This window comes from Allobosea sp. AK1, assembly GCF_006714945.1.
Taxonomy (GTDB): Bacteria; Pseudomonadota; Alphaproteobacteria; order Rhizobiales; family Beijerinckiaceae; genus Allobosea; species Allobosea robiniae.
Genome location: NZ_VFMG01000001.1, coordinates 3,672,957 through 3,692,391, shown reverse-complemented (window position 1 = coordinate 3,692,391; position 19,435 = coordinate 3,672,957). Strand labels below are relative to the sequence as shown.

The window sequence follows — 19,435 nt, the reverse complement described above, 5'->3', positions numbered from 1 at the left end:
CGATGACCATCGTGCCGCTCGCATCCCGCAAGAACCTCGCCAGCGCACCGCATCCCGAGCCGGCTTCGTCCGGACCGGTCTCCGTCGGCTCGTTCAGGGCGGCGATGCGCCAGCTGCCAGGCGGAGTGAGCGTTGTGACCAGCGGACGCGATGGCGGGCGGACCGGGCTGGTCGCGACATCCGTTTCGTCACTCTCGGCGGAACCACCGACCCTGATGTTCGGGCTCAATCTGGCGTCTTCGACAGCGTTGGTGCTGCGCCGGGAAGGTGCCTTCGCCGTCAACTTCCTGGCCGCCTCCCAGGCTGACGTCGCCGAGCGCTTCTCCGGCCGCCGCGGCGAGAAGGGCGAAGAGCGCTATGCCGGCGCGCACTGGAGCGAGGGCGTGACGGGCTCCGCCCTGCTTGATGGCGCGCTGGCCTCGCTGGATTGCGAGGTCGAGGAACTGATCGAGCGTCACACCCATGCGATCGTGATCGGCCGCATCCGCGAGATTCGCATCGGCCGGCAGCAACCGGCCCTGATCTACCGCGACGGGCGCTTCGAATCGTCGCTATCGCCGCAGCAATCGCTTCCTTCCGTCGGCCTTCGGGCCTTTTGAGCGCGAGCGGAGTCATGCCTTATAGCCTGAGCCTTCTCGACAAGAGTCCGATCCTGGACGGCGAGCCCGCCACCGACGCCATCCGCCGAAGCGTCGCGCTCGCACAGGCGGCCGAGCGACTGGGTTACGCGCGGTTCTGGCTGGCCGAGCATCACGGAGCCCCTGGGCTCGCCAGCAGCGCGCCGGAGATCCTGATCGCGCATCTTGCGGCCCGCACCCAGCGCATCAGGATCGGCAGCGGCGGCGTGCTGCTCGGCCATTACAGCCCCTATAAGGTGGCGGAGACCTTCAATCTGCTGGCAACGCTAGCGCCGGATCGCGTCGATCTCGGCATCGGCAAGGCACCTGGCGGGCTGCCTTTCTCGACCCGGGCGCTGCGAGCCCGCCAAGCCGAGGCAGCGCCCTTCGGCGAACTCCTGCGCGAACTGAACGACTATCTGCTCGACCGAAGCAAGGCTTCGCCGGGTATCGACGTCGCTAAGGCCTTTCCAGCACCGTCCGCTCCGCCGGAGCGCTTCTTGCTGGGCGCCAGTGCCGAAAGTGCCGCGCTCGCCGCCGGACTGGGCTGGAGGCTCGTTTTTGCGGGCCAGCTCAACGGCGATCCCAAAGCGCTCGAAAGCAGCTTCGAGACTTACGCAAAATCCGGCGGCATCGGGACGCCGCTGCTGAGTGTCGCAGCGCTCGCGGCCCCGACTGCCGAAGAAGCGCGCAGCATCACCGATCAGCTCAGGGTCGTCCGGGTTTCGCTGGCGGACGGCCAGAGCGTCAATCTCGGCAGCGAGGAACAGGCCGCGGAGTTCGCGCGGCAGGCCGGCGCAACGGATTTCAGAGCCGAGATCCGCAGGCCGCATGTCCTGTCCGGCACGGCCGAGGATGTTCGCCGGGAACTGGACGTCCTGCACGCGCGCTTCGGCGTCTCGGAATTCATCATCGACACCCCCGTCGCGGCGACGCGGCTTCGCGCCACATCGGTCAGCCTGCTGGCCGGTGAAGCGCCTGCTCTCGCCGCTTGATCGTCAAAGGAGACTCGCCATGGCCCAGACACCGCCGCGCAAGACCCGCCTGACCTTCGGGGTGATGCTGCAGGGTGCCGGGAGCCACATGAATTCCTGGCGGCACCCGGCCAATCCGGCCGATGCCAGCGTTAATCTGGACTTCTTCATCGCCAATGCCCGCAAGGCGGAGGAGAACGGCATCGCCTTCGCCTTCGTGGCCGACGGGCTCTACATCAACGAGAAGTCGATCCCGCATTTCCTCAACCGCTTCGAGCCTCTGACGATCCTGTCGGCGCTGGCGACGACGACGCGCAAGCTCGGGCTCGTCGGCACGGTCTCGACATCCTATAGCGACCCTTTCACCATCGCCCGGCAGTTCGCCTCGCTGGACCTGATCAGCGGCGGCCGCGCCGGCTGGAACGCAGTGACCTCACCGTTGGAGGGCTCGGGCCGCAACTACAGCCGGCCGCACCCTGAACATTCCCTGCGCTACGAGATCGCGCAGGAATATCTCGATGTCGCCAAGGGGCTCTGGGATTCCTGGGATGACGACGCCTTCGTTCGCGACCGGCAGAGCGGGCGCTTCTTCGACCGCGAGAAGCTGCATACGCTGGGCCACAAGGGCCGCTTCTTCCAGGTGGAGGGACCGCTGAATATCCAGCGCTCGGCGCAGGGACAGCCCGTGCTCTTCCAGGCCGGCGCCTCGGAAGCCGGAATTGGCCTGGCCGGCCGGCATGCCGATGCGGTCTTCGCCAATCATGTGCCACTCGAGGATGCCCAGGCCCTCTACCGCAGTATCAAGACCAGCGCGCTCGCCCATGGACGGAGTGCCGACGACATCAAGATATTCCCTGGCGCCGGCCCCATTGTCGGGCGCACTCATGCCGAAGCGGAGGAGAAGTATCAGGCGATCCGCAATCTCGTCTCGATCGACGAGGCGCTGGCCTATCTCGGCCGCTATTTCGACCATCACGACTTCACGGCCTATCCGCTCGATGCGCCCTTCCCGGAACTCGGCGAAATCGGCAAGAACAGTTTCCGCTCCACCACCGACCGCATCAAGCGCAACGCCGCGCTGAAACATCAGACGCTGCGCGAGGCCGCGCTGGAGGCGGCGACGCCGCGAACGGATCTGATCGGCACGGCGGAGGAGATCGCCGACGTGCTGATCTGGCGCGTCGAGAAGCAGGCAGCCGACGGCTTCGTTCTCGGTTTTCCGGTCCTTGGCCAGGGCCTTTCCGACTTCGTCGAGCTGGTCATCCCGGTGCTGGAGGAGCGTGGCGTTTATGACCGCTCGCTCCCGGGCACGACGTTGCGCGACCACCTCGGACTGCCCCGCAAGACGAGCCGCTACGTCGATGCCGGCGCGGGCGAGCAAGCGCGCAGGGCCGGCTGAGGCGAGCGGCGATGACCATCCGCATCACTGCCGGGGCCAAGGCGTTGGATCCGGAAAGCTATCGGATCCTGCCCTTCGAAAACCGCCTGCCACCCGCGCTCGCTTCGCCGGCGAAGCAGCCGGATACCTGGCCGCAGCTGCGGACGGGCTGACGCAACGACATCCATCACACGAGCCAGATCATGACCCTCGCTAGCGATCTTGCGGGCCTGCCCGCGCGCGCCCAGACGGTACCCTACGTCGGTGATTTCAGCCGGTTCCGGATCGTGCCTGCGCGCTATCCGGCCCGTACCATCGGCACCATCTTCGCCGCCCTGGTGATCTTCGCGGTGCTGAACTCCGTGTTCTCCAACCCGCGTTGGGGCTGGGACGTCTTTGCGGAATGGTTCTTCTCGGAGCCGGTCCTGGCCGGCCTTGGTCGCACGCTGCTGCTGACGCTCGCGGGCACCGGGCTCGGTTTCCTGTTCGGGACGCTGCTCGCCCTGGCGCGGGTCTCGGGCTCGCCGCTGCTGGCCTCCCTGTCCTTCGCCTATGTCTGGCTGTTCCGCTCGGTGCCGCTGATCGTCCTGCTGCTGATCCTCAACAACCTCGGCTATCTCTACAGCACTGTCTGGCTCGGCGTTCCGTTCACCGGCATCACCTTCGCTACCTGGTCGACGACGCAGCTGATCACGCCTTTCTTCGCGGCGGTGCTGGGACTGACCTTGCATGCGGCGGCCTTCTCCTCGGAAATCGTGCGCGGCGGCATCCTCTCGGTCGATCAGGGGCAGCACGAGGCCGCGGCCGCACTCGGCCTGCCGCAACGACGGCAATTCACCCGCATCGTGCTGCCGCAGGCGATGCGGACGATCCTGCCGAACGGCTTCAACGAGATCATCTCCCTGACGAAGGGCACCAGTCAGGTCTATATCCTGGCGCTGCCCGAGCTGTTCTACACCATCCAGATCATCTACCGGCGCAATCTCGAGGTCATCCCGTTGCTGATGGTGGCAACGGTCTGGTATCTCGTGATCCTCAGCGTGCTGTCCTTCGTGCAGCACCATATCGAGCGGCATTATTCGCGCGGCGCCTTGCGCAATCCGCCGGCTTCCGCGCTGACGCAAGCGTTCGCATGGCTCAGGCGACATGTGCCGGCGGGTCGCGCTCCCGGTAGCGAGCATGTTGCCCCAGCCCCATCACCATCCGCTGCTGCGACCCGCCCCGGCGGTGAGATCAGGATCGGCGGCGTCTCGAAGAGCTTCGGCCCGCTCACAGTCCTCGACAATGTCAGCCTCACCCTGCGATCCGGCAGCGTCACCGCGATCATCGGGCAATCGGGCTCCGGCAAGTCCACGCTGTTGCGCGCGATCAACCATCTCGAGCGCGCCGACCAAGGCTTCATCACCATCGACGGCGCGCTGATCGGCTATCGCCAGGACCGTGACACGCTCTACGAGCTCAAGGAACGCGAGATCCTGAAGCGCCGCGTCGATGTCGGCATGGTCTTCCAGAACTTCAACCTGTTCCCGCACCTCACGGCCATCGAGAACATCGTCGAGGCGCCGGTCTCGGTGCGTGGAATTCCTCGCGTGCAGGCGCTTGCGGAGGCGCGAAATCTGCTCGCGCGTGTCGGACTCGCCGACAAGGCCGGCGCCTATCCGCGCCAGCTGTCCGGGGGCCAGCAGCAGCGTGTGGCCATCGCCCGCGCGCTGGCCCTGAAGCCCAAGGTGCTGCTGTTCGACGAACCCACCTCGGCGCTCGACCCCGAACTCGTCAACGAGGTGCTGGACGTCATCAAGGAACTCGCCCGCTCGGGCACGACGCTGGTGATCGTCACCCACGAGATCGGCTTCGCCCGCGAGGTCGCCGACGAGGTGGTGTTCATGGAAGCCGGCCGCATCGTCGAATCCGGCCCGCCGGCCCGTGTCCTCGGCACGCCCGACCATCCCCGCACCCGCGAATTCCTGGCCAAGGTCCTGTGACCGCTCACTCCCGAAGAAAGCACTCCATGATCCATCGCAGACACCTGCTCGCCCTGCTCGGCAGCGCCGCTTCCCTGACCCTGAGCCTCGCGCCCGGCATGGCCCAACAGGCGCTGGACCTTTCTGCCGCGCAGGCGACCCGCCCACGCGCCGAACCGGACGAGGCCGCGATCAAGGCCATCGGCAAGGACGCAAAATTCGTGAAGGACGGCGTCTTTACCGTCGCCAGCGCCTCGGTGCGGCTGCCCTTCGCCGCTTTCGCCGAGGACAACAGGACCAAGATCGGCGTCGAGATCGATTTTGCCAGCCTGGTCGCCGACGCGCTGGGGCGCAGGCTGGAAATCGTCAACGTGGCGTGGGCGGATTGGCCGCTCGGCGTCGTTTCGGGAAAATACGACGCCGTGCTTTCGAACGTGACGGTGACCGAGGAGCGCAAGGAGAAGTTCGACTTTTCGACCTATCGGCAGGACCTGCTCGGCTTCTACGTCAAGGCCAGCAACCCGATCGAGATCCGCGAGCCCAAGGATGTGGCCGGGTTGAAGGTTATCGTCGGGTCAGGGACCAACCAGGAGCAGATCCTGCTCCGCTGGAACGAGCAGAACGTCAAGGCGGGGCTGAAGCCGGTCGAGCCGCTCTATTTCGACGACGACGTCGTACTCTATATCGCCCTGGAGAGCGGCCGCGCCGACGCCTATCTCGGCCCCAATCCGACGCTCGGCTTCCAGTCCACGCAAGGCAAGACCAGGCTCGCCGGCAACTTCAGCGGCGGCTGGCCGCTGACCGCCGAGATCGCGGTGACGACGCGCAAGGGCGCAGGGCTTGCCGAGGCGATCACGGCCGCCCTCAACGGCCAGATCAAGAATGGCAACTACGGCAAGGTCCTCGCCCGCTGGAACCTCGCGAGCGAGGCCGTCCCCGAATCGCGCACCAACCCGCCGGGCTTGCCGAGGAAGTGAGATCGGCGTCGGCCGCTCGTCAGTGAACGGGCGGCCGTCATCGATCTTTTCAGGGAGAAACGCCATGGGAATCGACAACTTCGCTGCGCTCGTCGGCAACACGCCCCTGCTGCCGCTTCAACGCTTCGCAGACAGGCAGAACCTCAAGGCGAAGCTGTTCGCGAAGATCGAGTATCTGAACCCGGCCGGCAGCATCAAGGACCGCACAGCCTGGGGCATCGTCCGCGACGCCGAGGAAAGGGGTCTGCTCAAGCCGGGGCAGCTGATCGTCGACCTGACCAGCGGCAATACCGGCATCGGCCTCGCCGCTATCGCCGCGGCGCGGGGTTATCGCTCGAAATTCTACCTGCGCAATACGATCAGCGAGGACAAGATCCGGCTGCTCCAGCAATACGGCGCCGAGGTCGTGCTGATCGACAACGCGGTCTTTCTGCAAGCGGGCGCCATCCATCGGATCATCGAACGGGTACGGCGTGAGAACCCGGATGCGTATTACACCAACCAGCGCGGCAATCCGGCTAATCCCCGCGTCCATTTCGAGACGACCGGTCCAGAAATCTGGAGGGCGACACAGGGCGAGGTCGACATTTTCGTCGCAGCGGTCGGCACCGGCGGCACCATCTCAGGCACCGGTCGCTTCCTCAAAGAGCAGAAGAGCGACGTGGAGGTCGTGGTGGTCGAACCCGGCGCAGCCTCGCTGCCTTCGGTCGAGAACCCCTATCCGGACAGCATCGAGGGCGTTCACAAGGTCACCGAAGTCGAGGCCGATTACCTGCCGGACAATTTCGACCCGCGTGTCGTCGACGAGGTCATCGTGACCGAGACCGCCCAGGCCCGCCGCTTCGCGCAGATGCTGGCGCAGGAGGAGGGCATCCTCGCCGGAACCTCCTCCGGCGCCGTGCTCTACGCCGCCTCCGAACTCGGTCGGCGGCCGGAAAATGCCGGCAAGACCATCGTCGCGGTCATCGCCGATAGTGGCGAGCGCTATCTCAGCCCGCCGAAACTCGGGCCTGGAGCGGAACAGGCGCCCGCGCCGGATCAAGCCGCCGCCTGATCGAAAGCCATCAGCGCGCGTCGAGTGCGAACAGGCGCCAGCAGCCGTTCAACGGATGGTCATTGCAAGGTTGCGGTAAAGGTATAGCCAACGCCGTAGACGACCTTGATCGGCGCTGGCAGGCTGGTGCGCTCCTCGATCTTGCGGCGCAGGCGGCTGACGATGGCGTCGAGGTGGCGGTTGCCGAAGTTCGACCGTGGGCGGGCAAGCGTCTCCATCAATTCCTCGCGCTGGCAGATGTCGCCGCCGCGGCTGCACAACGCACTCATGAAGGCGAATTCGGTCGCGGTCAGCTTGAGCGAACGGAGATTGGGCGCGACCAGCATCCAATTCGTGCCGTCCAGCAGCCATTGATCGCTGATGCCGGTCGTCGCACTGGGCAGGTTTCCGCTCCGCCGCAGCAGGCTGCGAATGGCCGCCTCGATCTCGCGCAGCGTGCTGTGCTTGACGAGGTAGATGTCCGCGCCGCTCTCGAAGCCACGGATGCGGTCGTCGCTGTCGCCGAGCGCCGTTAGCATGATGATGCCGCAGTGATGGGTTTCGCGAATCTGGCTGGCGAGCTCGAAGCCGTTTCCATCGGGCAGGCCGACATCGAGAATGATGATGTCGGCCGTGTGGCCGGTTGCGAGCGCCTGGCGCAATTCCTGCGCTGATGCGACCCCGCTGGCCGAGAAGCCGCACAGCCCCAGGAAATCGACCAGATCCTTGCGCAGCCGGGTTTCGTCCTCGACGATCAGAATCTGCGTCACGCTGCAGTCTCCTCTGGCAAATCGGCGGCGGCGGCCTCACGCGACGACGGCACGCGCACGATGGCCGTCGTACCCTCGCCGTTGTCGGAGACGAGCTGCAGGGTTCCGCCGTGATAGGCCAGGAACTTGCGCGCTGCGTAGAGCCCCAGGCCGGTGCCGGTGATCGCCTTGGCGTTGGAGGCGCGAAAGAAGCGGCGCCCGATCTTGCTTTCTTCGGCATGGGGAATGCCGATGCCCCGGTCGCGAACCTGGATCACGACGGAAGCCGCTTCCTCCCAGGCTTCGATGCGGATCGCCGGGTCGTCGGGTGCATATTTCAAGGCGTTGTCGATCAGGTTGATGATGACCGTCCCCAGCATTTCCGGGTCGGCATGAAGGGAGGCGGCTTCGTCGGCCACGGCAAAATGGAGCCGGCCGCCGCGTGCCGTCATCTCGAAATGCAGGCGCGCATCCCCGATCAGGGAGCCGAGCTGGACCGGTTCGGGCTGGAAGCCGTTCTCGCGGTCATCCGCCATGAATCTGTCGATGAGGGAGAAGAGGCGATTGAGCGCCTCGCCGATGCCGGAGAGGCGTTCTCGCGTGGCTTCGGGCGACCTGTCGCCGACGAGACCGATCATGTCGACGGCGTTGCGGATGATCGCGAGCGGCGTGCGGAACTCATGGCTGACCACGCGCATGAAATCCGCTTGTTCATCGCGCAGGGCCCGCTCGGCCTCGATGCTGGCATTCAGCCGGCTTGCGAGCCTGCGGCGCTCCTCCACTTCCTGCAACAGGGCGTCGTGCTTCCTGCGCAGATCGGCGGAGAGCCGCGAACTAACCATGAAGAGCAGGCAGGCGAACAACGCGATCAGGAAAAGCGTGCCCTGCAACAGGTACCAGGCGTTGCGGTCCGCCAGAATCGGGCCGCCGTCGAAATCGGCGGGCAGGCGATATTCGAGGACGCTCTGCAGGATGCTGGCCGCCATGTACTCGGCGAGAATGGCGATGGTGATCAGGCGCAGGAGCGGGGGTTGCGTCCGGTCCCGCACGAGGCCCAGGCACATCACCGACATCATGATCACGGTAAAGACGGTCGAGCTGTAAATCCGGGTCGCGATGTCGTCCGAGTCGATCGCAACGGCCGCGCTCCAGACGGCGATCTGCAGAACCAGGAGCGAGATGCCGATCCAGGTATAGCGCGGCTGCCCCAGGAAGCGGGCCAGCCCCTCCGCGAGCAGGACGAGTCCCAATTTGATGACCGTGTTGTGCAGCACGATAGCCAGGGCACCCGGCTCCGGACCACGGATGATCATCAGGAGGAGGCCGACGGCAATCGCTCCAAAGCCCGCCGCAAGGAATTTGAGCTCGTAGAGATGGCGCCAGGCCCGCCAGACGAAGACCCAGGCCACCGCCTGCAGACTTGCAGTCGCCAATGCCACGATCAGGACCGTTTTGAGATCAAGCATCTCGCCGCATTCTCATGCCCCAGCCAATACTCGATATTGGATAAAATTCTACCCTTAATAACCTATGTATAGATTCAGTAGAAGATATTCATGTTTGATTCCGTCAGAATCTGAACGAATTCATAGGTAGAAATCCGTCCCTATTTTGATTTACCCAATACAAAATACTTTTGGCGCCCTGACTGAGGCAAGACTGACCGACGGTCACAGGGCAGTGGCCCGATCGCCGCGTGAAAAGACACCTTGCCGACACCGCTCTCACAAGGGGGAGATTGCGGATGCATGTTCGCGTGCTGTTCGGGGCCGTCGAAGCCCTCAAGTCCAGGTTGCTTGATCGCTGGACCGCCGGCTGGTCGGTGCCCACCGACGAGGTCTTCGTCCCGGCTCGCCTTCCGTTGCGCGATGCCGAGGCGGGAGGTGGCATCGCCGAGCCCTGGTTGCGGATGGCGGCGCGATCCGCCGCGGTGAAATGGCGCAGCGAGGTGTGCGGCGTTCATCGAGGCCGGGTCCGGAGCGTGGTGATCGCCGGGGCGGGATTGCCGCAACCGGCGTCGAACAAGGTGCATGGAGCCGTGCATGTCACGGCCCGCTACTGTGGCCGGGTCCCGGATGGAGGGTTCTGCTTTCGGCATGGCCTCTGCGATACGAACGGCTCCGAGGTCCTGCATTTCGTCTCTCAGGTTTACTTCAACCCACCACCGGATCTTCCCGCGTATCCGGCCTTGAAATTCGACGTGGACGATGATTCCGAAGCTTTGTATCAAGCCGCCATGCGTTCAACCATGGCTGCTGCAGCATTATCCGGCGGCGATTTCTCCGAAAGCTCGGCTATCGCCCCGATTGATACGAAACAACATGCCGTAGCGTCAGGGGTTTCGTAAGAATCTGTCAGAATTCAACTGAATTCAACGGTAGCCTGACCGGAGGCAGAAATCTAACCTGAGAATCGGCTTGCTTCGTTCTTCGCCAGGCGGTTGCCGGAACCGTCGACGCGGCGCCGAGCGCAACGCCAACCGACGATGTCGCGAGACGAGTGACGAACGGGCTCCCGATCCGGTCGCTCGGCAGGGGGAATGATGACGCTTCGCAGCCGCGATTTGCCGAAATGCGCGCCCGCATCCCGTAGCGCCACGACGCCGATGACCTCCCCATCTGGATCGCATGCTGCGTCTCCGGCTGTTGCCGGTGAAGCCATCGGCCCGGTCTCCGGTTCCCTTGCACGGCGGCGTAGCAGCCTGCGCCTGACGACGTCCCGCACCTGCCTGGCCCTCGCCTTGTCGCTCGGCGCGGGACTGCCGCAATGGCCGCAAGCCGCATCTGCGCAGCAGATCACCCAGGGCGGCGGCAACGGCGCGGGCTATTCCTTCGGGAGCGGCGGCATCGCCGGCGGCGGCGGCGGTGGTGGCGACCGCGGCTTCGGCATTGTTGGGAGCGACGGCGGTTCGGCCGCGCAGACGCCCGGCGGATCAGCCTCGGCCGGGGGAGCCGGCGCCAATGACGTCGGCGGGCTTGGCGGAGCGGGCGGGGCGCCGGGCGCTCCCAATAACCTGGCGGCCGGCGGCGGCGGCGGCGGCGGTGTTGGCGGCTTTGATCCCGGATTCCCCGGCAATGGCGGAGTGGGCGGAACCGGCGGCGGCGGCAACCTCCTCAATACGACCTCCCCCCTGTCGCTCGGCTCGGCCTATGCCGGTGGCGCGGGGGCGGCCGGTTCCTCGGGAGGGCCCCTTGCCGGCGGCGGCGGCGGTGGGGGTGGGGGTGGCGGCCTCGTCTTGACCGGCGCCGGAGTTGCCATGAATACGAATGGCTTCGCTGTCTCAGGCGGCGGCGGCGCTGGCGGCGGCATCGGTGCGGGAGCCGGAGCCGGCGGCGCCGGGCTGGTGCTGCTGAACGGCGGCACGATCACCGTCGCGGCCGGAGCGGGCGGCACCAGCGTCATCGCCGGCGGCCAGGGCGGTGACGATTATGAGAGCGGGCACGGCGGCGCCGGACTGTTCCTGTACAATGGCGGCAGCTTGTCCCATCAGGCCGGCTCGATCACCGGCGGCGCGGGCGGGACAGGCGCCTGGGCCGGCTCCGGCGGTGCCGGTGTGCTGAGCAATCTCGGCATCATCGACAATCGGGCCGCGATCACAGGCGGCAAGGGAGGCGATTCGCACGCAGGTGGGACTGGCTACGGCCGAGGCGGTGCCGGCCTGGAAGCCTGGGGCGGCTCGATCGCCAATATGGCGGGCGGCAGCATCACGGGCGGTGCGGGCGGGAACCAGTTCGACCTCAACCCAGTCTATGTCGCGGGGGACGGAGGAGCCGGCATCGTCTTCCGGAGCGGCCAGGCCGCAAGCCTGGACAATGCCGGGACGATTTCCGGCGGCAATGGCGGCACTGCCGCTTCCAGCAGCCACGGCGTTGGCGGCGTCGGCATCGTCGGTGCGGCGAGCGGCGGCATCTCGATCGTCAATTCCGGGGCGATCGCGGGCGGACTTTCCGGCGACGGCGTGACGCGCGCCAATGCGGTCGCGCTCTTCGGCAGCAACAACCGCTTCGAGATCCGGGCGGGTTCGACGACCGACGGCAATGTCGTGGTTCAGGGCGGCGGCACCAACAATGTGCTGGCGCTGGGCGGAGCCACGGATGGCAGCGTCAATATCGGCAATCTCGTGGCCTCGCATACCGGCTTCACGGCCTACGAGAAGACGGGTTCGTCGACCTGGACGCTGTCGGGCCCCGGCAACCAGAACTGGTCGATCCGGGAGGGGACGCTGACCGGCAACGCCTCCAGCATGGCCGGCAACCTGACCTTCGCGACGGGAGCCGGCACGCGCGGTGTCGTCTTCAATCAGGGAGGTGGCGGCATCTATTCCCGGACCATCTCGGGGGATGGCAACTTCACGTTGACGGGAGGGGGCTCCCTCACCCTGACCAATGAGCAGAGCTATACGGGTACGACTACCGTCAATGCCGGCACGCTGCGGATGGGGGCGGCCAACGCGCTGGCCTCTTCAGCCGGCATCGGTCTTCAGGGCAGCAGCACCTGGGACCTCGACGGCTACAACCAGACCGTCAAGAGACTGGAAGGGGACGCCGGCACGGCCGTCAATCTGGGCGCGGCGACGCTGACCATCGACAACAGCGCCTTTTTCGTCTTCAGGGGCGATATTTCCGGATCGGGCGGCCTGACCAAGACCGGATCGGCGGGTCTCAATATCTTTGGGGCCAACACCTATTCCGGCCCGACCAATGTCGTCGGTGGGACGTTGAGAATTGGCCAGGGCGGGTCCATCCGCAACTCGACCGCGATCAACATCTCCAACGGCTCTCGGTTCGTCGTTTTCGAGCCCAACGCCCTGTCACCCACGGGGTCGGTCAGCCTGACGGGGGCCGGCTCGCAGTTCGAGACACTATTCGACCAGCAGATCGGCTCGCTTGCTGGCGGGGCAGATACGAGTGTGATCCCCGGCCTGGGAGTGGTGCTGACAACGGGTGCGAACAACACGAGCACCGTCTTCAGCGGCACCATCGGCAGCGTTTTCGGCGATGGCTCCCTGACCAAGATCGGCACCGGCAGCTTCACCCTGAACGGAGTGAACACATACGAGGGCGCGACGGTCGTCACCGGCGGTTCGCTGATCGTGAACGGCTCGATCGCATCGTCCTCGGGTGTGACGGTCGCGGCCGGCGCGCTGCTGGGCGGCTCGGGCACGGTCCCGACGACGATCATCAACGGCGGGACGCTTTCGCCGGGCAACTCTCCCGGAACGCTGGCGGTGCGGGGGAACCTGACCTTCAACCCCGGCTCGACCTATCTCGCCGAAATCCAGGGCGCGAATGCGGACCGCGTCAACGTGACCGGCACGGCCGCACTGGCAGGCACGTTGCGACTGGCGCCGCTCGGCGGCGCCTATGCGTTCAACAGCGCCTACACGCTGCTCTCGGCGGCGGGAGGACGAACAGGCACCTTCAGCCCGGTCGACACGGCGGGAACCTTCGGCGACGGCGTGACCACGACGGTGAGCTACACCACCAATGACGTGCTGCTGACGCTCGCGCCGAAGCCGCTCACGCCCGAGGGGCCCGAGGATCCCGGTTCGCCACCGGGCTCGCCGACGCTCGGCGTGACCCATCCGCGCAATGCCTATGCCATCGCGCGCTCGATCGACACGGCGGTCGAGAATGGCGGCGATCCGTCGACGCTGTTCGGGATCTACAACCTGCCGGCAGCCGCGATCCCGGCAGCGGTGAACAGCTTGTCGGGCGAGATCCATACCGCAGCGCCTGCGATGGCGAGCCTCGCCTCCGACCAGTTCCTGCGTATCATGCTCGACCCGTTCGCGGCCGGGCGGCTGAATGGTGCCGGCGTCGGACCGGGCACAGCGGCGTTCTCCGGTCTCATGCGCAAGGGCGCCGACGAACCCGCCCTTCCCTCACGCCTCGACACCCCGTTCTACTCGGTCTGGGGCTCGGCCTATGGCTCCTATGGCCGCACCGGTGGTGACGCCGCGATCGGCTCGGCGAAGCGGACGATCGACGACGCGCATCTCGCAACGGGCATCGATATCCGGCTGTTGCCGGGGACAGTGGCGGGCGTCGCGGTCTCGGGCGGCAAGGCGCGGGCCTCGCTGCCGGGCCTGATCGGCAAGATCGACGCCGACGTGTTCCAGGCCGGCCTCTACGGCATGACGCAGCTCGGCCTGGTGAAGCTCGGCGGGGCGCTGAGCTATGCCCGGCTGGAGAATGATGTCAGCCGCGGCATTCCGGCCCTGGGCTCGAGCCTCTCGTCCTCCTATGCGACGACGGCCTGGAGCGGCAGGTTGCAGGCGAGTGCCGCGCTGCTCGGCTGGAACGGCTTCACGGTCTCGCCGCTGGCGGCGATCCAGGCGACCCGGGCGCATAGCCCTGTGGTAGTCGAGGCAAACTGGGCCGGCGCCAATGCCGGGGCACTCGCACTCGGCGGGCGCAGCGACGTCACCGCCCGCAGCGAGCTCGGCCTGCAGCTCGATGCCGATACCGTGCTCGGTTCGGTTCCGGTCACGGGCTATGTCCGGGCGGCCTGGGGGCATTATTTCCGGCGCGATGCGGATCTGACCGCAAGCCTGATCGGGCTGCCGGGCGCGAGCTTCACCGCGACCGGGGCCGAGGCAGACCGCAACAGCGCCCTCCTCAGCGCCGGCCTCAACGCCAGGCTCTCCGAACGAGTCACCTTCGGCCTCAACCTCGACGGAGAGCTCTCCGCCAACAGCAGCCGCCTCGGTGGATCGGCCCGGATCAGAGTCAGCTTCTGAAGGCAGCGATGGTCGTGCAGGCGCAAGATCGCGCAGGCCGACCGGCGCCCGATATCGTTCCAGGCTGGCCGGCCTTCAGTTCCCGACCTGTTATTGGCGCAGGACGGGGGAGTGCATGCGCATCCAGTCCGCCGACAGAACCCGCTCGTCCCGGCCGATCGCCCGAAAATCGACGGCCTCCAGAATGTTCGCAATGGCGATCAGAGCGGTCGTCAACGGCGTCGTGGCGCCAACCCGACGACCGAGAACTTCCAACGGCACGAGCGAGCAGGGCACATCCTCATGCAGGAAGCGCTTCTGCAGCTTGGGCCCGAAGCGTGGAATAGCGCCGAACAACCGCGTTCCCGCCGGGTAGGCCCGCTGGGAGAAGGTGGCGGACGGCAGCGGCGTGAGCCCGGCCGCGCGCATGACCTGATCGCGCTCCTGCTCCAGCGCGGCGGCGATGACATTGACCCGGCCCATGCGCGCCTCGTCGAAATGCAGGATCCCGGTCGTCAGATCGCCCATGTCGCGATCCAGCGTCATCGCGCCGCCGATATAGGCGGGAACGTGGCCGATGCAGTTCGGGTTGTTCAGGCCGCTTTCGAGCACGTTCGCGGAATAGGTGAATTCCGGGAACTGCTCGAGGAAGGCCGCGTAATGCGGATTGTCCTTCGCTTCGGGCAGGCCGGCGAGCTCGAGCCAGCGCTTCTGCCCCTTGAGCACGACGGTCGATGGATTGAGCTTCCCGGCCAGATGCAGCGTGTTGTTGAGTTCGAAGACCGCGACGCCCTGGGGATTGCCTGCTGAAATCAGTGCGTCGGCGAAGACCTTGGAACCGCCGACATAGCCGCAATGCAGCACGACCATCTGGCCGGGCGCGAGGCCGGGCGCAATCTCGCGTGCCACGGCTGCATGCCGGTCAGCCGTGGTGGAGACCACGACGACATCCGCTCCGGCGACGGCCGCAGCGCCATCCGTCGCACTTTTCGGCAGGGCAACCGCCCCCTGCCCGCCCAGCCCCTCGAAGGACAGCCCCCCGGCCATGTCGGTCGATGAACGCACCGCATCGTCGCAGTCATACCATCCGCTAATGCGCGCACCCCGCGCCGCGACAGCGACCGCAAAGCCCGCACCTGCTCCGCCGAGCCCGATCAATGCGTAGTTCAGAACCGCCATGCCCTGCCTCCCCCTTGCATATCACGGATGATCATGTTGTCATCCGGTCGTCCGTACGTTTAATGTTCATCAAAATAATGTCAATCAAACGAGGGGAAATCCAATGACGTTAGACTTCATTCTCCTGTTGCGAAGGAAGATCAGCTTGGCAGCCGGCGCCGCCGGCCTCCTGGCTGCGACCCTGTCCGGCGCAGCAGCGGAACCGCTGAAGATCGCGGCCGATGTCGGCTATGCGCCGTGGGCGATGCGCCAGCCTTCCGGCGAAATCGAAGGGTTCTCGATCGAGGTTGCGAAGGACATCGCCCGGCGCATCGGCCGCACCGGTGTCGAAGTCGTCGACGTCAATTTCTCCGCGATCTTCGCGGGCCTCTTCGCCGGGCGCTACGACATGATCGTCGCCCCGATGTCCATGACCAAGGAGCGCGCAGCGCAGCTGCTCTTCACCGAAGGTTACCTGACCGGCGGGATCGGCCTGGTCACGCGCTCCGACGACGACAGCATCACCAAGCCCGAGGACCTGCGCGGCAAGGTGCTCGCGACAAATAGCGGCAGCTTCACCGATACCTGGGCGACGGCGAACGAGGCCAAGTACGGCTACAAGATCCAACGCTACGACAAGGACAGCGACGCATTGCAGGCCGTGATCGCCAAGCGCGCCGATGCCGATGTGGTCAACCTCAATGTCGGCCAGTACGCGGCCTCGAAGAACCGCCGCATGAAGGTCGTGCACCGAATCTTCGTCGACTACGATCTCGGCTACGGCTTCCGCAAGGACGCCAGGGAATTGCGCAACCAGGTCGAGAACGCGCTGGAATGCATGAAGCTCGACGGCACGCTGCAAGGCCTGCACGAGAAATGGTTCGGTGAGCAGCCCGATCCGGCCGATTCCAGCATGAAGGTCTTCGCCGGCTATGGCCCGATCGGGCTCGAAGGCTACGAGCGCAGCTATCACAAGCCGGATTGCAAGTGATGGCCGCAAGCGCGCCTGCCAGGGCCCTGCTGAAGATGCGGGGGATCGAGAAGAGCTTCGGTGCCGTCCCGATCCTCAAGGGCATCGACCTCGATGTCGCCGCCGGCGAGCTGGTCGCGATCATCGGCCCGTCGGGCTCCGGCAAGTCGACGCTGCTGCGCTGCATCAATCGCCTGGAGGAGCCGCAAACCGGCTCCATCCACCTCGACGATATCGAGATCACCGGAAAGCGCGTCAACCTGAGCAAGATCCGGCGCGATATCGGCATGGTCTTCCAGGCCTTCAATCTCTATCCGCATTTCACGGCCGAGCGGAATGTCAGCCTCGCCCTGTCGAAGGTGCTGAAGCTGAAGGCGGCGGAAGCCTCGGAGCGGGCGCTGGCAGCGCTCGAGCAGGTCGGCCTGCGCCACAAGGCCAAGGCCTTTCCGGCCGAGCTTTCGGGCGGCCAGCAGCAACGCGTCGCCATCGCGCGCTCGATGGCGATGGCGCCGAAGCTCTATCTCTTCGACGAGCCGACCTCCGCGCTCGACCCCGAACTCGTCGGCGAGGTCCTTGCGGTGATGCAGGAGATGAAGGCGAAGGGCCAGACCATGGTGGTCGTGACCCATGAGATGGCTTTCGCCCGGCAGGCCGCCGACCGGGTGATCTTCATGGACGAAGGCGTCATCGTCGAGCAGGGGACGCCCGACGCGATCTTCCGCCAGTCCATCAATCCGCGCCTCAGCAGCTTCCTGCGCAATTATCGCGGCAAGGAGGCCTAGAAATGGGCGAGATCGGCAAGTTCTTCTTCGACGGCACCATAGCAGCCGCCGTGCTGCCCTTCCTGTTCCAGGGCTTCCTCGTCACGCTGCAGTTGTCCGCCCTGACGATCCTGTTCGGGCTGTCGCTCGGGCTCGCACTCGCCTGCGCCCGCGCCTACGGCATCACGGCGCTGAACCTGCTGATCGTCGCCTTCGTCGACATTCTGCGTTCGCTGCCGGCGCTGGTGATCCTGATCTGCATCTATTTCGTGCTGCCGGAATACGAGATCCGGATCGACGCCTATTGGGCGACGGTGCTGACGCTCGGCCTCGTGCTCGCCGCCTTCTCCGAGGAGATCTTCTGGGCCGGCATCACCTCGGTCCCGAAGGGGCAATGGGAGGGCGGCCTCTCGACCGGCCTGACCTTCACCCAGACGCTGTTCTACATCGTGCTCTACCAGGCGGTGCAGATGGTCATCCCGCCGCTGACCAACAAGACGATCAGCATCACCAAGAACACGGCGCTGGCCTCCGTCGTCTCGGTCTCGGAATTGCTGAACCAGGCGTCGAGCCAGCAGGCACTCTATGCCAACCCGACGCCGCTCACCGTCGCCGCCCTGTTCTACCTGGCCGTGTTCGCGCCGCTGGTCGTGCTCAGCCGGCACATCGAGAGCCGCTATGCGGTGAAGAGGTAGGCACCATGTTTCACCCCGACACCGTCGCGCTGACCATTCCCTACCTGCTCTCGGGGCTGAAGGTCACGCTCCTGCTCGCGATCCTGATCGTGCCGCTGGCCTTCGGCGTGGGCACGCTGGTCGCCATCGTCGCGAATTCGAGGTCGCGGCCGGCGCGGCTCGCCGCCTATCTCTACATCGATTTCTTCCGCGCCTTCCCGCCGCTCGTCCTGATCATCTTCGTGTTCTATGCCCTGCCCTTCCTGGGCATGCGCCTGCCGGAGATACCGGCCTTCGTCCTGGCGATGACGCTGAACGGCTCGGCCTATTTCGCCGAGATCGTCCGGGCCGGGCTCGCGGCCGTGCCGAAGGGCCAGTACGAGGCTGCGCAGGCGACCGGCCTGAACGGCTTTCAGGTGCTCGCCTATGTCGCCCTGCCCCAGGCGCTGAAGAAGGTGCGCCCGCCCCTGCTCAGCAATGTCCTCGAGCTCGCCAAGGCGACCTCGCTTGCATCGGTCGTCGCGATCGCCGAACTGCTGCGCAACGCGCGAATCGCGCAAGGAGCGGTTTATGATCCGACGCCCCTGCTCATGGCCGCCCTGGTCTATCTCGCGATATTCTGGCCCTTCGTGCGCTTGCTTTCGCTGATCGAGAAGCGCCAACCCTTCAAGCCGGCATGAACACCACCCCCCGCAACACCGGAAACGCCATGCCCGTGCCGCTTCATCTGCAGATCCAGGCCGACATCATGGGCGCGATCGAGCGCGGCGACTTCCCGGTCGGCGAGCAGCTTCCCTCGGAGACGGAGCTGCAGGCCCGCTACGGGGTCAGCCGGGCGACGATCCGCAAGGCGATGGAGGAGCTCTCGGCCGGCGGCGTCGTGATGAAGCTCCAGGGGCTCGGCACCTATGTCAACGATCGCGTCAAGGTCGGCCAGAGCGTGCGGCTGCGCGGCTATCTCGACGATATCCTGATCGCCGACGAGCGCCTGAGCTTCCGGACATTGGCGATCGACGACGTTGAGCCGGCGCCCGATATTGCTGCCCTGTTCGCGCCGGCCGACCGGGGGCCCGCGACCCGCTATCGTTCGCTCATCCTGCAGGCCGGCAAGCCGCTGATGATCGGCACGTCCCATATTCCCGTCTCGGTCTCGCCCCGCGTCGACGACGCGGAGTTGCCGCCAGGCGAGCAGCAGACCGTGGTGCGTTTGCGCCGGGCCGGGCTCGCGATCCAGCGCGGGCAGCAGACTCTGGGCGCGATCGTCGCAGATGCCGAGCAGGCCTCGAATCTCGGCGTGCCCGTAGGCACGGCCCTGGTCGCCTCGCGCCGCCTCTATTACGACCGCTCCGACAGGCCGCTCATCGTCATCGACGGCATCTTCCACCCGACCAATTACAGCCTCGTCGTCGATCTCGTGCCCAGACCGGGCGGTCGCTTCGTCAGCTCAAGCCGGTAGAATTCC

Annotated in this window: 17 protein-coding genes; 14 read left to right on the top strand and 3 right to left on the bottom strand. The window is 66.1% G+C overall.

Going from position 1 to position 19,435, the window contains the following annotated elements; genetic code table 11:
* Nucleotides 1–2 precede the first annotated feature (2 nt).
* The 7 genes from FHT98_RS17860 to FHT98_RS17835 all read left to right on the top strand — a co-directional run bounded on the left by FHT98_RS17860 (nucleotide 3) and on the right by FHT98_RS17835 (nucleotide 6,961).
* Entirely contained in the window at nucleotides 3–599 is a 597-nt protein-coding gene (locus FHT98_RS17860) for a flavin reductase family protein (protein ID WP_142114800.1), read from the top strand.
* Between the two features lie 14 nt (nucleotides 600–613).
* Nucleotides 614–1,612, top strand: coding sequence for an MsnO8 family LLM class oxidoreductase (locus FHT98_RS17855; RefSeq protein ID WP_142114799.1), 999 nt, complete (start codon nucleotides 614–616; stop codon nucleotides 1,610–1,612).
* Between the two features lie 19 nt (nucleotides 1,613–1,631).
* The gene (locus FHT98_RS17850) at nucleotides 1,632–2,990 is read left to right on the top strand and encodes an LLM class flavin-dependent oxidoreductase (RefSeq protein ID WP_142114798.1); all 1,359 of its coding nucleotides are present in this window, start codon (nucleotides 1,632–1,634) and stop codon (nucleotides 2,988–2,990) included.
* 11 nt (nucleotides 2,991–3,001) lie between these two features.
* On the top strand, nucleotides 3,002–3,142 hold the full coding sequence (locus FHT98_RS26240) for a hypothetical protein (RefSeq protein ID WP_185745207.1): 141 nt from the start codon (nucleotides 3,002–3,004) through the stop codon (nucleotides 3,140–3,142).
* Nucleotides 3,143–3,172: 30 nt separating this feature from the next.
* Nucleotides 3,173–4,951 carry an amino acid ABC transporter permease/ATP-binding protein gene (locus FHT98_RS26660; protein ID WP_142114797.1) on the top strand — a complete coding sequence of 593 codons (1,779 nt, stop codon included), beginning with the start codon at nucleotides 3,173–3,175 and terminating at the stop codon, nucleotides 4,949–4,951.
* Nucleotides 4,952–4,977: 26 nt separating this feature from the next.
* Complete coding sequence (locus tag FHT98_RS17840) at nucleotides 4,978–5,907, top strand: ABC transporter substrate-binding protein (RefSeq protein WP_061965310.1); 930 nt, start codon at nucleotides 4,978–4,980, stop codon at nucleotides 5,905–5,907.
* A 64-nt stretch (nucleotides 5,908–5,971) separates the two neighbouring features.
* Nucleotides 5,972–6,961: a PLP-dependent cysteine synthase family protein gene (locus FHT98_RS17835; RefSeq protein WP_142114796.1), complete on the top strand. Its 990-nt coding sequence runs from the start codon at nucleotides 5,972–5,974 to the stop codon at nucleotides 6,959–6,961.
* Between the two features lie 59 nt (nucleotides 6,962–7,020).
* Here FHT98_RS17835 and FHT98_RS17830 read toward each other — a convergent pair whose 3' ends face one another.
* Together FHT98_RS17830 and FHT98_RS17825 are read right to left on the bottom strand one after the other, a co-directional pair.
* Complete coding sequence (locus FHT98_RS17830) at nucleotides 7,021–7,710, bottom strand: response regulator transcription factor (protein WP_142114795.1); 690 nt, start codon at nucleotides 7,708–7,710, stop codon at nucleotides 7,021–7,023.
* Nucleotides 7,707–9,155, bottom strand: coding sequence for a sensor histidine kinase (locus FHT98_RS17825; RefSeq protein WP_142114794.1), 1,449 nt, complete (start codon nucleotides 9,153–9,155; stop codon nucleotides 7,707–7,709). Before FHT98_RS17825 ends, FHT98_RS17830 begins: the two co-directional genes overlap by 4 nt.
* Before the next feature lie 278 nt (nucleotides 9,156–9,433).
* On the opposite strand from FHT98_RS17825, the gene FHT98_RS17820 reads away from it, so the two are divergent.
* The gene (locus FHT98_RS17820; protein WP_061965318.1) at nucleotides 9,434–10,036 is read left to right on the top strand and encodes a hypothetical protein; all 603 of its coding nucleotides are present in this window, start codon (nucleotides 9,434–9,436) and stop codon (nucleotides 10,034–10,036) included.
* Nucleotides 10,037–10,294: 258 nt separating this feature from the next.
* On the top strand, nucleotides 10,295–14,431 hold the full coding sequence (locus tag FHT98_RS17810) for an autotransporter outer membrane beta-barrel domain-containing protein (protein WP_185745206.1): 4,137 nt from the start codon (nucleotides 10,295–10,297) through the stop codon (nucleotides 14,429–14,431).
* Nucleotides 14,432–14,521: 90 nt separating this feature from the next.
* Here the strand turns inward: FHT98_RS17810 and FHT98_RS17805 are convergent, their stop codons facing one another.
* Nucleotides 14,522–15,589 (bottom strand): NAD/NADP octopine/nopaline dehydrogenase family protein, encoded by a 1,068-nt coding sequence (locus FHT98_RS17805; RefSeq protein ID WP_142114792.1) that lies wholly within the window; start codon nucleotides 15,587–15,589, stop codon nucleotides 14,522–14,524.
* Between the two features lie 145 nt (nucleotides 15,590–15,734).
* Between FHT98_RS17805 and FHT98_RS17800 the strand changes: the two genes are divergently transcribed.
* From FHT98_RS17800 to FHT98_RS17780, 5 genes are read left to right on the top strand one after another with little or no spacing between them, the layout of a single operon-like run.
* Nucleotides 15,735–16,559 carry a substrate-binding periplasmic protein gene (locus FHT98_RS17800; RefSeq protein ID WP_185745205.1) on the top strand — a complete coding sequence of 275 codons (825 nt, stop codon included), beginning with the start codon at nucleotides 15,735–15,737 and terminating at the stop codon, nucleotides 16,557–16,559.
* Complete coding sequence (locus FHT98_RS17795) at nucleotides 16,559–17,320, top strand: amino acid ABC transporter ATP-binding protein (RefSeq protein WP_142114791.1); 762 nt, start codon at nucleotides 16,559–16,561, stop codon at nucleotides 17,318–17,320. The genes FHT98_RS17800 and FHT98_RS17795 overlap by 1 nt, the downstream gene beginning before the upstream one ends.
* Before the next feature lie 2 nt (nucleotides 17,321–17,322).
* Nucleotides 17,323–17,994 carry an amino acid ABC transporter permease gene (locus FHT98_RS17790; protein WP_091856072.1) on the top strand — a complete coding sequence of 224 codons (672 nt, stop codon included), beginning with the start codon at nucleotides 17,323–17,325 and terminating at the stop codon, nucleotides 17,992–17,994.
* A 5-nt stretch (nucleotides 17,995–17,999) separates the two neighbouring features.
* The gene (locus FHT98_RS17785; RefSeq protein WP_142114790.1) at nucleotides 18,000–18,653 is read left to right on the top strand and encodes an amino acid ABC transporter permease; all 654 of its coding nucleotides are present in this window, start codon (nucleotides 18,000–18,002) and stop codon (nucleotides 18,651–18,653) included.
* Entirely contained in the window at nucleotides 18,650–19,429 is a 780-nt protein-coding gene (locus FHT98_RS17780; RefSeq protein ID WP_142114789.1) for a GntR family transcriptional regulator, read from the top strand. Before FHT98_RS17785 ends, FHT98_RS17780 begins: the two co-directional genes overlap by 4 nt.
* The last annotated feature ends 6 nt before the right edge of the window (nucleotides 19,430–19,435 follow it).